This window comes from Streptomyces inhibens, from assembly GCF_003389455.1.
GTDB lineage: Bacteria > Actinomycetota > Actinomycetes > Streptomycetales > Streptomycetaceae > Streptomyces > Streptomyces inhibens.
In genome coordinates this window covers 17,044-29,573 of record NZ_QUAC01000048.1, presented here as the reverse complement: position 1 = coordinate 29,573, position 12,530 = coordinate 17,044, and the positions used below count along the sequence as shown (strand labels likewise).

The following is a 12,530-nucleotide window of genomic DNA, read 5'->3' as shown; positions in this document are numbered from 1 at the left end:
CTGCTGCTCGGGCGCCTGGCTCGTGCCGGACGGGAGCGCCGGCAGCCCGCCGCCCTCGGACGTTCCCTGCCGCGCCCGGCGCCGTCCGGTCGGCGGTACGGCCTCGGCCCCCGCCATGCCCGGCGGCAGCCCCGTACCGTCCGCGCCAGGACCGCCCGCCGGTGCGCCACCGTGCTGCGGATGCGCGCCCGGGCCGCCGTCGGCAGCCCCGGGGCGTGCCTCACCCTGCGCGCCCTCACCCACGGCACCATGCGGAACACCGGCCTCGGGGCCNCGGATGCGCGCCCGGGCCGCCGTCGGCAGCCCCGGGGCGTGCCTCACCCTGCGCGCCCTCACCCACGGCACCATGCGGAACACCGGCCTCGGGGCCATTGCCCGCTCCCGTGACCGGTCCGCCCGTGGTCGCGCCCTGCTCCGTGCCCGAGCGCCGGGCCCGCCGGCGGCCGGCCGGCTGCGCCCCGCCCGCCTGGGCCGGCACCATCGCACCGCCGGCACCGAGGAACTCACCGGCCCCGCCGGTGCCCCCGTCACCACCCGAGCGGCCCTCGCCGCCTTCGTCGTCCGTCCCCCGGTCACCCTTGCCCGCCGCGGCACCCTGCGTACCGCGCGCATGAGCAGCCGGAACCGGCATCACCGTTGTCTCATTGCCGGTGGCCTCGGCCAGCCGGTCCGCGCCGGCCGCCGCGCCGTCCGCCGTCGTCGCGTCGTCCGCCGCCACCGGCAGCTCCAGCACATACGCGCTGCCGCCCGCACCGGGCCCGCCGCCCGGCACCTCATGCGTCTGCATCAGGCCGCCGTGCTGCCGCACGATCCCGCGCACGAGCGGCTCATGGACCGGGTCACCGCCGCCGAACGGCCCGCGCACCTCGATCCGTACGACATCACCGCGCTTGGCCGCCGCCACCACGATCGTCGAGTCGCCGGGGACCGGCCCCGTACGCCCGCCCGCGCCCATGGCACCCTCACCGACCGGCATCCGGCCCGTGGAGTCCACGCCCGCGACATCCGCGATCAGATGCGACAGCGCCTGCGCGATCCGCTCTGCGTCCACCACCGCCTCTATCGGCGGGGCGTGTACCGCGAACTGCGCCCGGCCCGGCCCGATCAGCTCGATCGCACCCTCCACGCCCGCCGCGACCACGCCGTCCAGTGACACCTTCGCGCGGTTGAGCTTCTCCTTGCCGGAGTCCAGCCGCTGATAGCTCAGGACGTTGTCGACCAGCGTCGTCATCCGGGCATGGCCGGCCGCGAGGTGGTGCAGGATTTGGTTCGCCTCGGGCCACAGCTGGCCGGCCGGGTCGGAGGCGAGCGTGCCCAGCTCGCCCTTCAGCTCCTCCAGCGGCCCGCGCAGCGCCTGCTCCAGCACGGCGAGAAGCTGGGCCTGCCGGGCCGCCAGCGCATCGAAGGCCCGCCGGTCGGTGAACGTCATCACCGCGCCGACCAGCTGATCGCCGTCCCGCACCGGCGCCGTCGTCAGATCGACGGCCACCGAACGCCCGTCCTTCGCCCACAGCACCTGGCTGCGCACCCGGTGCTTGCGCCCGGACTTGAGCGTGTCGGCCAGCGGCGTGTCCTCCCACGGCAGCGCCGAGCCGTCGGCGCGCGAGTGGTGGATCAGCGGATGCAGCTCCTTGCCGCCCAGCTCGCTCGCCCGATAGCCCAGGATCTGCGCCGCGGACGGGTTGACGAGCACGACCCGGCCCTCGGCGTCGACCCCGACCACACCCTCGGCCGCGGCCCGCAGGATCATCTCGGTCTGCCGCTGCTGGCGGGCCAGCTCGGTCTCGGTGTCCAGCGTCCCGGTCAGATCGCGCACGACGAGCATCAGCAGCTCATCGCCCGTATAGCCGTTTCGGTGATCGGCGTAGGCGGCCTCGAAGGCGGACTCGTACGGGGTGCGGCCGTCCTCAAGATTGGCGCTGGTCACCTCGACCAGCAGCTCGGTCCCGTCCGTGCGCCGCGCGACCATCCGCGTCGGCTTCGTCCGGTCGGCCGCGATGTCTTCGTCCCGGCGCCGCATGGACCCCGGGATCCGCTTGGAGTCGAAGGACGGCAGCAGATCGAGCAGCCCGCGCCCCACCAGGGCCGTGCCCGGCGCCTCGAAGGTCTCCAGCGCGATGGTGTTGGCGTTGACGACGGTGCCGTTGCAGTTGACGAGCAACAGCGCGTCGGGGAGGGCGTCGAGTATGGCTGCGAGGCGAGCAGCGCCTCGGGATGGCCTGCTGCTCACGACGACGCTTCCTCCCTGTTACCGCACCTTGCCGACCCACCGTGGCGGATCGCTGGGATGGAGTCTACGGGCACTTGCCCGCGACGCGGAGGCGGATGACGAGGAGGTAATGCCACGGCAGTGTGCGACTCACCGCACGCCCGACATGTGCCCCCTCGTCCTGACCTGGGGCGCTACTACGGCACGAAAGGGGTCATGAACGGGTCGACGGGAGCAGAGGTTCGAAGCGACTCCAGCGGCTGATCTCACACCCATTGGTGCGCCGGAAGTCGGCGTTGACGGGCCGCCCGGCCCAGATTCCGGTGACATGCGCGGTCGCCGGGCCGCCGTACATCATCGTGCACTTCGCGCCCTGCGGTACGGGAGCGAACGGGTCCTGGCCCCACCTGGACATCCCGTCCAGCTTGTCGCAGGCGCGCTTGGCCGCGCGGTGGTTGCCGCCGTCGGGGTGACAGTAGAGCTCGAAGGTGCCGTCGGTGTGCGCCGCACCGGAGTCGCGGACGGTGACGGTGAGGTGGTCGGTGGGCGCGTAGAGGCCGGCGGGGTCGTCGGCGGGCGCGCCGTGGTCGGCGGGACCGTGGTGGTCGGAGGGCGCGCCGGGGCCGGTGGGCGCCCGGTGGCCGGCGGGGGCGTGGTGGCCCGCGCCGGTGATGCCGCCGTCGGCGGAGAGGTGGTGCGGCAGCGGAATCGGGGCGGCCGAGGCGTCCGGCGCCGTCATCAGGGCCATCGCGGAGGCCGCGGAGACGATGGACGCGGCCGAGACGACGGGCACGGCGGGGACGGATACGGCGGCGACGGTCGGGGCGGAGACGACGGACACGGCGGCGGTGACGGCGGTGGCGGCCGCGGCGAAGAGGGATGACGTCCGGCGGTGCGGCATCACAGGCTCCAGAGAGGCGAGTGCGGGGCGGTACGCGGTACGTACACGCCGGGGGCGCACAACACATGTGTCGCTACGGCCCCACACTCCTAACGCGCCTCCGGCCCCGACGTTGCGCCGCAGGAACGTCTTTGCCGGGTGGCCCGCGCGCCTAGTACCGTAGGGGGCGATTGGTGACAGCCCTTGGAGTTGTGCCATCATCTGGACACACCACAGCGTGCGTACGCGCGTGTGGGGTGTGTGGAGGCGTCGCCTAGTCCGGTCTATGGCGCCGCACTGCTAATGCGGTTTGGGGCTTACCCCCCATCGAGGGTTCAAATCCCTCCGCCTCCGCTCTTCTTCATTCAGGCCCTGATCGTTTTCGATCGGGGCCTGAATGCGTTTGGGGCGTGGGGGCGCCGGGGCGTGGGGGCGGGTGCCGCCTGTGCCGGGTGTCGCGGCTGATCGTGTTGGGGCGCCGGGTGCCGGGTGCCGCTGTACCTGCGAGTGCCGGGTACGTGGCGAGCGCCTGGGTACGTCGGTACGCGCCACGTACCGGGCTACGTCGGTACTTGGCGAATACCCGGGTACGCCGGTCCGCGCCGAATACCGGGCTGCGCCGGTACGTGCCGAATGCCGGGCTACGCCGGCTGCGTGCGGGCTACCGGCGTACATCGGTCCGTGCCGAGTACCGGGATATCGGGGTACCGGGGTACATCGGTCCGTGCCGAGTACCGGGATATCGGGGTACCGGGGTACATCGGTCCGTGCCGAGTACCGGGATATCGGGGTACCGGGGTACATCGGTCCGTGCCGAGTACCGGGATATCGAGGTACCGGGGTACATCGGTCCGCGCCGAGTACTGGATATCGAGGTACCGGGGTACGCCAATACGTGGCGATCTACGCTGCGCCCATGCCCGCCGCCCCGCCCCCAACCCCCTCCGGCGCCCTCTCGCCCACCGGCCCGCGCCACATCGTGATGCTGGCCTTCGACGGCGCCCGACTGCTGGATGTGACCGGCCCGTTGGAGGTCTTCAGCGCCGCCGCCCGCCTGGGCGGCCGCTACGAGATCCACCTCTGCTCGCCGGACGGCCGCGACATCACCACCGCATCCGGCACCCGGCTCTCGATCGACGCGGCGCCACCAGGCCTGCCAACGCCACGCACGCCCACGCCCACCCCCACCCCCACTCCCCTCGACACCCTCCTGGTCCCAGGGTCGGAGTCCCTCGTGCCAGGAGCAGCGCCCATCACCCAGGGCGCCCCCGCCTTCCCGCGCGCCCTCCCACCCGGCCTCTCACCCGCCCTCCTGGACTCCGTACGCACCCTCGCCGCCCGCTCCCGCCGGATCGCCTCGATCTGTGCCGGAGCGTTCGCCCTGGCCGCCGCGGGCCTGCTGGACGGCCGCCGCGCCACCACCCACTGGCGCCACACCGCCACCCTCGCGGCCCACCACCCCACCCTCACCGTGGACCCCGACGCGATCTACGTCCGCGACGGCAACCTCTACACCTCCGCCGGCGTCTCGGCCGGCATCGATCTCTCGCTCGCCCTGATCGAGGCGGACGAGGGCCCGGACCTGGCCCGCGAGGTCGCCCGCGATCTGGTCGTCTTCATGCAGCGCCCGGGCGGCCAGTCCCAGTTCTCGGTGCCCGCCCGCACCCCGCGCCCCCGCCACGACGCGCTGCGCGCCCTCCTCGACGAGATCGCCGCCGACCCGGCCGCCGACCACTCCCGCACCGCACTGGCCGCCCGCGCCGGCCTCAGCCCCCGCCATCTGGCCCGCCTCTTCCGCGAGCACACCGGCGACACCCCCGCCGCCTACGTCGAGGCCGTACGCCTGGAAGCCGCCCAGTCCTTCCTCGCGAACGGCGAGACGGTCACCGCCACCGCCCGCCGCACCGGCATCGGCTCCGACGAATCCCTCCGCCGCCTCTTCCTGCGCCGCCTCGGCATCCCGCCGTCCGCCTACCGCGCCCGCTTCCGCACCACCACCCGCTGACCCCCGCGCGCACCGCCCGCTGTCCACATCTGTGGGCAACCCGTCCCGCGCACACCGGGCGCCGGCCACCGACCCGCGCAACCCTGAACCCATGACAGCGACCCCAGCCGCCACCATCGGCGGCATCCCCATCCCCGACAGCAAACTGGCCGGGGAAGCCACCGAACTGATCCGCGACATCACCGACGACCTGATCTACCACCACTCGCGCCGCGTCTACCTCTTCGGCGCCCGCCACGGCCTCCACCACGGCCTGGACTTCGACCCCGAGCTGCTCTACGTAGGGGCTCTCTTCCACGACCTCGGCCTCACCGAGAAGTTCCGCAGCTCCCAGCAGCGCTTCGAGCTCGACGGCGCCGACGAGGCCCGCGCCTTCCTGACCGCCCGAGGCATCCCCGAGGACCGCGCCCGCCTTGTCTGGGAGGGCATCGCCCTGCACACCACCCCGGAGATCCCGCACCACATGGCTCCGGAAGTGGCCCTCGTCACAGCCGGCGTCGAACTCGACGTCCTCGGCATCGGCTACGACACGCTCCCCCCGGAGACCCGCGAGGCCATCGTCGCCGCCCACCCCCGCCCCGACTTCAAGCGCCGCATCCTGCACGCCTTCCACGTCGGCCTGGCCCATCGCCCCCAGACCACTTTCGGCAATGTGAAGGCCGACGTCCTCGCCCGCTTCGAAGAGGGCTACACCCGCCCGAACTTCGTCCAGATCATCGAGGACTCCCCCTGGACCGACTAGCCCCCAAAAACCGGCCGCGAACACATTTGCCCAGGTCAGAAGGGGTGCGGGCAATGGATTTCGCCTAACGGCGCAGGTCATGTAATGTTGTTCCCGCAACGCCGACCGGCAAGAAAAACCGCCGGAAAGCCAAGCGCTCGTAGCTTAACGGATAGAGCATCTGACTACGGATCAGAAGGTTGCAGGTTCGAATCCTGCCGAGCGCACAGCAGGTCAAAGCCCCCGCCGGGTCACCCGGACGGGGGCTTTGTCGTGCCGTACAGCAGCGAAGTACAGCAACCGGGTCAGCCGGTGCCACCCATCGCTTCGGAGAGTTTGCCCAGGGCCGAGCGCACCTCTTCCTCACTCGCCTCTGCGTAGACCTCCATCGTCATCGCGATCTGCGAGTGCCGCAGGATGCGCTGAGCCACCTTGGGGTGGACACCGAGGGCGACCAGTAGCGAGCTGCAGGTGTGCCGGGTGTTCCGCAGCGGGATGACCCGAAGGCCGGCCCGACGGGCACGCAGCGCGAACATCCGCGTCAGGTTCCCCGGCTCGATCGGCGTGCCGTACTTCGTCGTGAAGACCAGCCCGTGACTGTCCTGCCAGAGATCACCGGCCGCCTTGCGGTCCCCGAACTGCTGAGCGCGTCGCATCCGGAGAGCCTTGAGGCAGAGCGCCGGCAGCGGCAGGAAGTCGTCCGACTCCTCGGTCTTGGTCTCGCGGTGAAGGATCTGACGCCCCGCCCGCTGGATCTGGTGATCCACGTACAGCTCACCTGCCTCGAAGTCGACGGACTTCCACGTCAGGCCCAGCACCTCACCGCGGCGAAGCCCGAGGCACAGCACGAGCACCCAGGCCGCCAGCAGGGGGTCTTCACGGGCCACGCCGTCCGCGAGGAACTGGCCGGCCTCAACGGCGGACCACGGCTTGATACGGCGGCGTCGAGGCTTGGGCACCTTCACCAGGGCGGCGACGTTCTTGCCGATCTCCTCTTCGGTGACCGCATGCGTCAGGGCGGCCCGCAGCGCATCGCGAGCGGCTTGGACCACTCGGCGGGATGCGTACGCCTCACAGCACTCTCCGGCCGCACAGCAGCGCCGGCGGCTGGGAGCCCTCTTGGCGTCCTTCCCCTGAGCGCAGCACTGACAGGTGGTCGCCAGCTTGGTCAGCCACTCGCGCACGTCCCGCACGGTGAGCTTGTCCAGGCGCTTCGTACCGAGATGCGGTGCGATGTAGAGCCGTACGCAGCCCTCGTACGAGACGTACGACAGGGGCGCGAGGTTGGGCTTCACGATGGACTCAAGCCAGTACGCCAGGAAGGCGGAGACCGTGCGGTGTCGAGTAGCGACCGGTCCCTTTTTCGCTTCCGCATGCAGCTTGATCCACTTGTCGTGGACGTCTTCGCGGGTCTTGCCGTAGACGTACTTGCGCTTCTTCTTGCCGTCGGGGGTGGTGACCCAGGCGTAGGCGGCGAAGCCGTTCTTGTAGGGGTAGATGGAGCCTTCGCCGTTGCCGCGCTTGCCACTCATGCCGACCACTCCATCTCGGCTTCACGGGCCCGGCGTTCGACGTACTCATCCACCCAGCGGGGCAGGATGCGGCGGTTGCGGCCGTCCTTGATCGAGCGGATCTCGCCGGTGAGCACGAGCATCTTGGTCTTGGACAGGCCATAGCCGAGCATCTGCGCAACTTCGGCGGTGGTGTGCCACTTCCTTTCGACGGCAGTGGTCATGTCCAGTTGTCTCCTTCTTCGGCTTCGAGTTCGGCGCGTGCTTGGCGTGCGGTGTCGCGGTTGGCTTGGAGGTCGCGGGCGATGTTGGCGGCGAGCCAGGATTCGCCGGGGGTGTGGCCGTGGCCGGCGTAGGCCCAGTGGGCGACGACGAGCATCGTGGCTTCGGGAGTGTCGTCGGGGTCGGGCAGGCCGAGGGCGGCGCGTTGTTGGGCGGCGCGGTAGTCGGCGCGGACCTGGCGGAGGGCACCGAGGGTGGTGGAGTAGCGGCGGGATTTGGTGGAGAAGTGGCCGCGGAAGCCGAGCATGTGTGCCCAGGCGGTGAGCTTGCGATCCGGGTAGGCGCGGTTGAGGTCGAAGCAGGCCTGCATGAGGCGGCGAGGGTGGTCGGGGATGCCGAGGAGGAGCAGGGCGTCCGGGCTGCCGACGCGGTGATCGACGGTGCCGGTGGTTTCGGCGGCTTTGGTGGCGTACTTGGCGACGTAGGAGGCAACGGCCTGTTCGGTGAGGTCTTCGCCGTTGCCGAAGGCGCCGATGGGCTGGATGTCGAGTTGATCGCCCCAGCGCAGCACCCAGTCGTCGAGGTAGCCGTGTTCTGCGTTGGCGGGGACGACGACTTTGACGCGGGCGGCGGCGGCCTGGATGGCGTCGGTGAGGAGGCCGACGGTGGCCCAGCGCGGGGGTGGGGTGTTGGGGCCGTCGGGTCCGTCGAAGCGGATGACGGCGTGGAAGTGGACCGCGCCGCGCTTTTGGTATTCGGCGACTTTGCCGAAGGACAGCCGGGACTGCTGGCGGGCGGCTTTTTGGGTGAGGCCGGCGCGGGCGGCGATCTCGCGGCGCAGGTAGATCGTGAAGTAGCGCCATAGGTCGGAGGCGTGGTTGTTCCACAGGACCGCGCCTGCGTAGTCGTAGGTGGTGGGGTCGAGGGCCGTGCCCAACTCGGGTGCGTTGTCGGGGTGGTGGGTGCCGCAGCGGCAGGGTCGGTTGCCGGGGTGGTTGTGGACGGGGCCGAAGCTCGGGGCGGTGAGGGTGGCAAAGACACGCGGGTGGTCGCGGACAGTCTCGGGCGTGCCCTTGTTCGGGTCACCGGTGAGGCCGGCGCGGATGAGGTGGTAGGTGTCGCCGGCGTAGGTCCAGGCGCAGGAGGGGCAGCGGGAGGCGCGGCGGTTGCCGCAGGCGACGCGGAGGTGTCCGCCGGGCTCGTTGTCGGTGGTGTAGCTGTGCAGGACGGTTTTCGTGGCCGGGTCGAGGGTTCTCGTGGAGCCGGTGAGGTGGATGGGGTCGGAGCAGCCGCCGGTGCGGCGGATCTGGTCTTGCCAGCGGTCGAAGCCGGGGTCCCCGGCCACCCGGAGCAGGTCGCCCAGGGTGGTCGGGTCCAGGCCCGCCAAGGTGGCGGTATCGGTCACGCGGCCACCTCCACACCAGCCGCGGTGCGGGTGCGAAGCGGCACGGTGCCGGTGCCGTGGCAGGCGCGGCAGATGGCGGTGATGGTGTGCCGGGTGCCGTTGCCGGTCGTGTGGCCGGTGGTGATGGCGACGGTGGGGAAGCCGTCGCAGTCGGGGCAGCGACGCGTGCGGGTGGTGTTCTCGGGCATGATGAGCAGTCCCTTTCGGGTCGTTGGTCTGGAAGGGGTGCAGGCGCCCGGGGCGGCGGAAGTTTGGCGACCGAGGCCGCCCCGGGGGCCGTTCAGCGGTGGGTGTTGAAGTCCTTGAGCAGCAGGCGCAGGACGACGGCGCAGACGGCGACGGAGACGCCGGTGATGGCGACCGCGAGGAGCATCGAGACCAGGACCGAGCCGACGACCAGGACGAGGGCCGTGCCACCGGCCGCGACGGCGACCACTCCACCGGGGGTGAGCTGCACCGCGCGCCGGGCCTGGGTGGGGACCGGGTTCTGTGGGGCCACAGGTGCAATGGCGCTGGTGGTCTCGGTGGCCGGCGCAGGTGCGGGCAGGGCGGTGTCCGGGGTGGGGTATTTCGGGGTGAGCATCGTGGGTCCCTTCTGGTCAGGGGCTGCAGCGGTGGGTGCGGGCGGCGAGTTCGGCGGCGGAGCGGTCGCGGTAGTCGGCGGAGAAGCCGCAGCCGGGGGCGGTACAGGCGGCGGTGTGCTTGGTGCGTCCGCGTCCGTCGTAGTGGCTGCCGACCTGGACGGGGCCGATGCGGATCACGTCGTAGAAGCGGTTCGGGCGGGCCATGCCGGTCAGCCCTTCTCGTCGGTGAAGTCGTCAGCGTGGTCGGTGAGCCACTGCTGGATCTCGGGGTGCTCGTCGTCGGTGGCGGCGTGAATGGCGGACTCGCCCATTTCCAGCCCTTCGACGAGTCGGTTTTCGCGGGTGAGTTCGGCGGAGCGCTCAAGGGCTGCGCGGATGGACGGACGCATGGCGTGTCTCCTGATCAGGCGAGTTGGGCAGTGATGGCAGTAGCGAGGTGCGCGGGAACGCCGAGGCGGGCGCGCAGGGTTTCGCAGTCGATCGGCGATCCGGTGGCGGCACGATGGGTGTCGGCGACCTTGCGGGCGTGATCGAGCAGCGCCGGCGGAACGTTCGGCAGCGGCACGGCGGCAGGCTCCGGGTCCGGGTCCGGTACGGGAGCGGCAGGCAGCTCGTTGGGTTCGTCGGCAGCAGCAGGCTCTGTTGCGGGCGCAGGCTCCAGCTCGATCGAAGGTGCCTCTGCGGCGCGGTCCACCGTGATCGGGTCGGCGTGGACGGACTTGGCTTCCCTGTGGGTCTCCGCAGTCGGGGCCGTGGGGGTGTGGGCGAGGAGGGTGCCGCCGAGGAAGGCCAGGGCGGGCCAGCCTGCGACGAGGATGCGCAGCCAGGCCGGTACGGCGCCCAGGTCGAGGAGTCCGGCGGTGGCGATGTTCGCGCCGAGGGATGCTGCCAAGGCGATGACGAACCATGTCCAGGCGGCGCGGGCGGCGCGGTGGTCAGCGCGGAGGGTCCGCAGTCGGCGCCAGGCGGCGACGAAGAGCAGGTCGACGCTGACGGGGTAGGCCCAGGCCTTCCAGCCGTGTTGGCCGGCGGCTTCGGCGATGTCGTGGAGGTGGGCGAAGGACAGGGCACCGGCGATCACGGCCTGAACAAGCACGGCGTCGAGGCGGAGCTTGGAACGCATCGCGGTTCCTCCTTCCAGATTTGGGCCGGGGCCGGGCGGGGCTCGTACGTCCTCCGCCCGGCACTCGGCGGTTCAGGCGGTGGGGGCTTCGCCGCTTCCCCAGCAGGTCAGGCACAGCGCCTCCTGCTTGTGCGGGCTGTCGTGCTTCTTGCGTGCGCCGACCTGGAAGGTTTCGGAGGTCTGTCCGGCGTCCGTGCAATCCGGGCACCGCTTGTTCGTGGCCGTCTTGCGGGCGGCGGGCTTCTTGGTGGCCATGGCGGTCACCGGTCGCGGCGCGGGTAGTCGTGGCCGGCGGGCGGGTAGGTGCCCTCGTCCTCGCGGCGGCCCTGCTCCAGCATCGAGTTGACGACGAGGCTGGCGAACTCCAGGTCCGAGCCCTCGCTGTCGCCGTAGTCCAGTGCGTCGTTGGTGATGCGGGCGCTGCGGTCGTAGTCGTCGTGGCGGTGGAACATGGTCATCTCCTCTGGGCATGGCGGGGTAGGGACGTGGCGCGAGACGGTCACGCCGACCGGTGGAGCAGGGTGTTAGTCGGTGACGGGCCGGGGCTTGATCAGCGAGGGCGCTTCGTCAGTCGTCGGCTCGGCGGGAGAGGCCGGCCGGAACGGGGCCAGAGCGGGCAGGGCCGGAGTGAGGTGGGTGTACTCGCGGCAGACTGCCGCCGCCTCAGCGGGCGAGGTTTCCGGAGTGCGGATGCGCGACCAGCCGCCGGAGGAGTCACCAGCCACCGCGACGCCAGGCCGGTCGGGCGCAATCGTGGTGACGGCAAAGACCGCTTCGGGTGCCACGTCGCCGAGGCCCATTTCGGCGGTCTGCTTGTCGTTGACCCGGTGGACCACACGGCCGGTGAGCTGGGCGCGGAGCATGGTGGCCCCCTTGCCGAGTTCGGAGCCGAAGCGCTGCCCGCAGATCTCCAGGTAGATGCCGATCGCACGGGCCATCTGCCCCAGGCGAACCATCTGCATGACCATCCGGTCCCGGCGTTCCTCATCCTTCTTCGCGGCGGTCAAGAACAGCTCCGCCACCTCGTCGACGAGGACCACCAGCGGCACCGGCCGAACCTTCTCCGGCAGGTCCCACAAATCGGAGACCCCATGAGCGCTCAGCAGGTCGAAGCGGGCTTCCATCTCCTCGACCAGCACATCCAGCAGCTCGGAGGCCATCTCCGGTGTGGTCGCCAGAGCGGAGAGGCGGGGCGCGTAGGCGCTGTGCTCCACCCCGCGCTTGCAGTCGATGCCGACCAGGCCCACCGGCAGCTTGGCCAGGCCCTTGATCAGGTTGCGCTGATACATCGACTTGCCGGACTGGTTCGCGCCCAGTGTCAGCGCGTGGGGGACCTTGCGGTAGTCGCGCACGAACGCGGTCCCGTCATCGCGCAGGGCCACTGGCACCACCATCGACTCAGCCTTGAGGCGACGCGGCATCCGCACCCGCTTGAGCACGTCGTAGCCCGTCATCCGCAGTTCCACGACGCCGGGCTTGGTCTCCACCACGTTGACGGAGTGGACGCCCCAGGCGTGCCGAAGCCGTTCGGAGGCCGCTGCCACATCCGTCGGTTCGAGGCCGGCGGGGAGGCGCAGCGACACCCGCAGCCCGGTCGAAGTGCCCCGGACACGGCGGACCTTGGGCGGTGTGGGCTGGACTTCCCGACGGGCGACATTGCGGACCACGAACGCCCGCAGACCCGACGGTCGCACCGTCAGCCCACACACATCCATCGTCGATCCGTAAGTCACCGTGAACCGGCCCCATGTGACCGGCAGACCCACCAGCGACCAGTACACACGCGGCGCGCGAGCCTTCGCGTAGCCGAGGCCACCCACACCCGCTAAGGCACCGGTCGCTTCGAGAACGGTGGTCAGGTCCGACATGA

General features: G+C 71.2%; 15 protein-coding genes and 2 tRNA genes. 4 read left to right on the top strand and 13 right to left on the bottom strand.

The genetic code is table 11. The features are described 5' to 3' along the window. Positions 1 to 274 precede the first annotated feature (274 nt). A partial coding sequence (locus DY245_RS07070) for a PAS domain-containing protein (RefSeq protein WP_147318331.1) occupies positions 275 to 2,230 on the bottom strand: 1,956 nt, incomplete at its 3' end. A gap of 193 nt (positions 2,231 to 2,423) precedes the next feature. Further along, complete coding sequence (locus tag DY245_RS07065) at positions 2,424 to 3,110, bottom strand: SSI family serine proteinase inhibitor (protein ID WP_128504641.1); 687 nt, start codon at positions 3,108 to 3,110, stop codon at positions 2,424 to 2,426. A gap of 242 nt (positions 3,111 to 3,352) precedes the next feature. On the opposite strand from DY245_RS07065, the gene DY245_RS07060 reads away from it, so the two are divergent. The 4 genes from DY245_RS07060 (at position 3,353) to DY245_RS07045 (ending at position 6,042) form a co-directional block, all read left to right on the top strand. Next, positions 3,353 to 3,443: transfer RNA gene (locus DY245_RS07060), tRNA-Ser, on the top strand. Between the two features lie 562 nt (positions 3,444 to 4,005). Further along, the gene (locus tag DY245_RS07055; RefSeq protein WP_128504639.1) at positions 4,006 to 5,094 is read left to right on the top strand and encodes a GlxA family transcriptional regulator; all 1,089 of its coding nucleotides are present in this window, start codon (positions 4,006 to 4,008) and stop codon (positions 5,092 to 5,094) included. 91 nt (positions 5,095 to 5,185) lie between these two features. Beyond that, on the top strand, positions 5,186 to 5,836 hold the full coding sequence (locus tag DY245_RS07050; protein ID WP_128504637.1) for an HD domain-containing protein: 651 nt from the start codon (positions 5,186 to 5,188) through the stop codon (positions 5,834 to 5,836). 133 nt (positions 5,837 to 5,969) lie between these two features. Continuing rightward, positions 5,970 to 6,042 (top strand) — tRNA-Arg (locus DY245_RS07045). Positions 6,043 to 6,120: 78 nt separating this feature from the next. Here DY245_RS07045 and DY245_RS07040 read toward each other — a convergent pair. From DY245_RS07040 to DY245_RS06990, 11 genes are all read right to left on the bottom strand, one after another. Then, positions 6,121 to 7,356, bottom strand: a complete 1,236-nt coding sequence (locus DY245_RS07040) for a site-specific integrase (RefSeq protein WP_181923557.1) — start codon at positions 7,354 to 7,356, stop codon at positions 6,121 to 6,123. Further along, complete coding sequence (locus tag DY245_RS07035) at positions 7,344 to 7,550, bottom strand: excisionase family DNA-binding protein (protein ID WP_128504632.1); 207 nt, start codon at positions 7,548 to 7,550, stop codon at positions 7,344 to 7,346. The genes DY245_RS07040 and DY245_RS07035 overlap by 13 nt, the downstream gene beginning before the upstream one ends. Beyond that, positions 7,547 to 8,953 (bottom strand): replication initiator protein RepSA, encoded by a 1,407-nt coding sequence (repSA, locus tag DY245_RS07030; RefSeq protein WP_128504630.1) that lies wholly within the window; start codon positions 8,951 to 8,953, stop codon positions 7,547 to 7,549. The genes DY245_RS07035 and repSA overlap by 4 nt, the downstream gene beginning before the upstream one ends. Further along, positions 8,950 to 9,141, bottom strand: a complete 192-nt coding sequence (locus DY245_RS07025) for a hypothetical protein (RefSeq protein WP_128504628.1) — start codon at positions 9,139 to 9,141, stop codon at positions 8,950 to 8,952. The genes repSA and DY245_RS07025 overlap by 4 nt, the downstream gene beginning before the upstream one ends. Positions 9,142 to 9,233: 92 nt before the next feature. After that, positions 9,234 to 9,536 (bottom strand): SpdD protein, encoded by a 303-nt coding sequence (locus DY245_RS07020; protein ID WP_128504626.1) that lies wholly within the window; start codon positions 9,534 to 9,536, stop codon positions 9,234 to 9,236. A gap of 16 nt (positions 9,537 to 9,552) precedes the next feature. Beyond that, positions 9,553 to 9,741 (bottom strand): mobile element transfer protein, encoded by a 189-nt coding sequence (locus tag DY245_RS07015; RefSeq protein WP_128504624.1) that lies wholly within the window; start codon positions 9,739 to 9,741, stop codon positions 9,553 to 9,555. A 5-nt stretch (positions 9,742 to 9,746) separates the two neighbouring features. Continuing rightward, entirely contained in the window at positions 9,747 to 9,926 is a 180-nt protein-coding gene (locus DY245_RS07010) for a hypothetical protein (protein WP_128504622.1), read from the bottom strand. A gap of 14 nt (positions 9,927 to 9,940) precedes the next feature. Beyond that, positions 9,941 to 10,660: a DUF2637 domain-containing protein gene (locus DY245_RS07005; RefSeq protein ID WP_128504620.1), complete on the bottom strand. Its 720-nt coding sequence runs from the start codon at positions 10,658 to 10,660 to the stop codon at positions 9,941 to 9,943. A 72-nt stretch (positions 10,661 to 10,732) separates the two neighbouring features. Next, positions 10,733 to 10,915: a hypothetical protein gene (locus DY245_RS07000; RefSeq protein ID WP_128504618.1), complete on the bottom strand. Its 183-nt coding sequence runs from the start codon at positions 10,913 to 10,915 to the stop codon at positions 10,733 to 10,735. A gap of 5 nt (positions 10,916 to 10,920) precedes the next feature. Beyond that, the gene (locus tag DY245_RS06995) at positions 10,921 to 11,112 is read right to left on the bottom strand and encodes a hypothetical protein (protein ID WP_128504616.1); all 192 of its coding nucleotides are present in this window, start codon (positions 11,110 to 11,112) and stop codon (positions 10,921 to 10,923) included. Between the two features lie 72 nt (positions 11,113 to 11,184). Continuing rightward, complete coding sequence (locus tag DY245_RS06990; protein WP_128504614.1) at positions 11,185 to 12,528, bottom strand: FtsK/SpoIIIE domain-containing protein; 1,344 nt, start codon at positions 12,526 to 12,528, stop codon at positions 11,185 to 11,187. Positions 12,529 to 12,530: the final 2 nt, after the last annotated feature.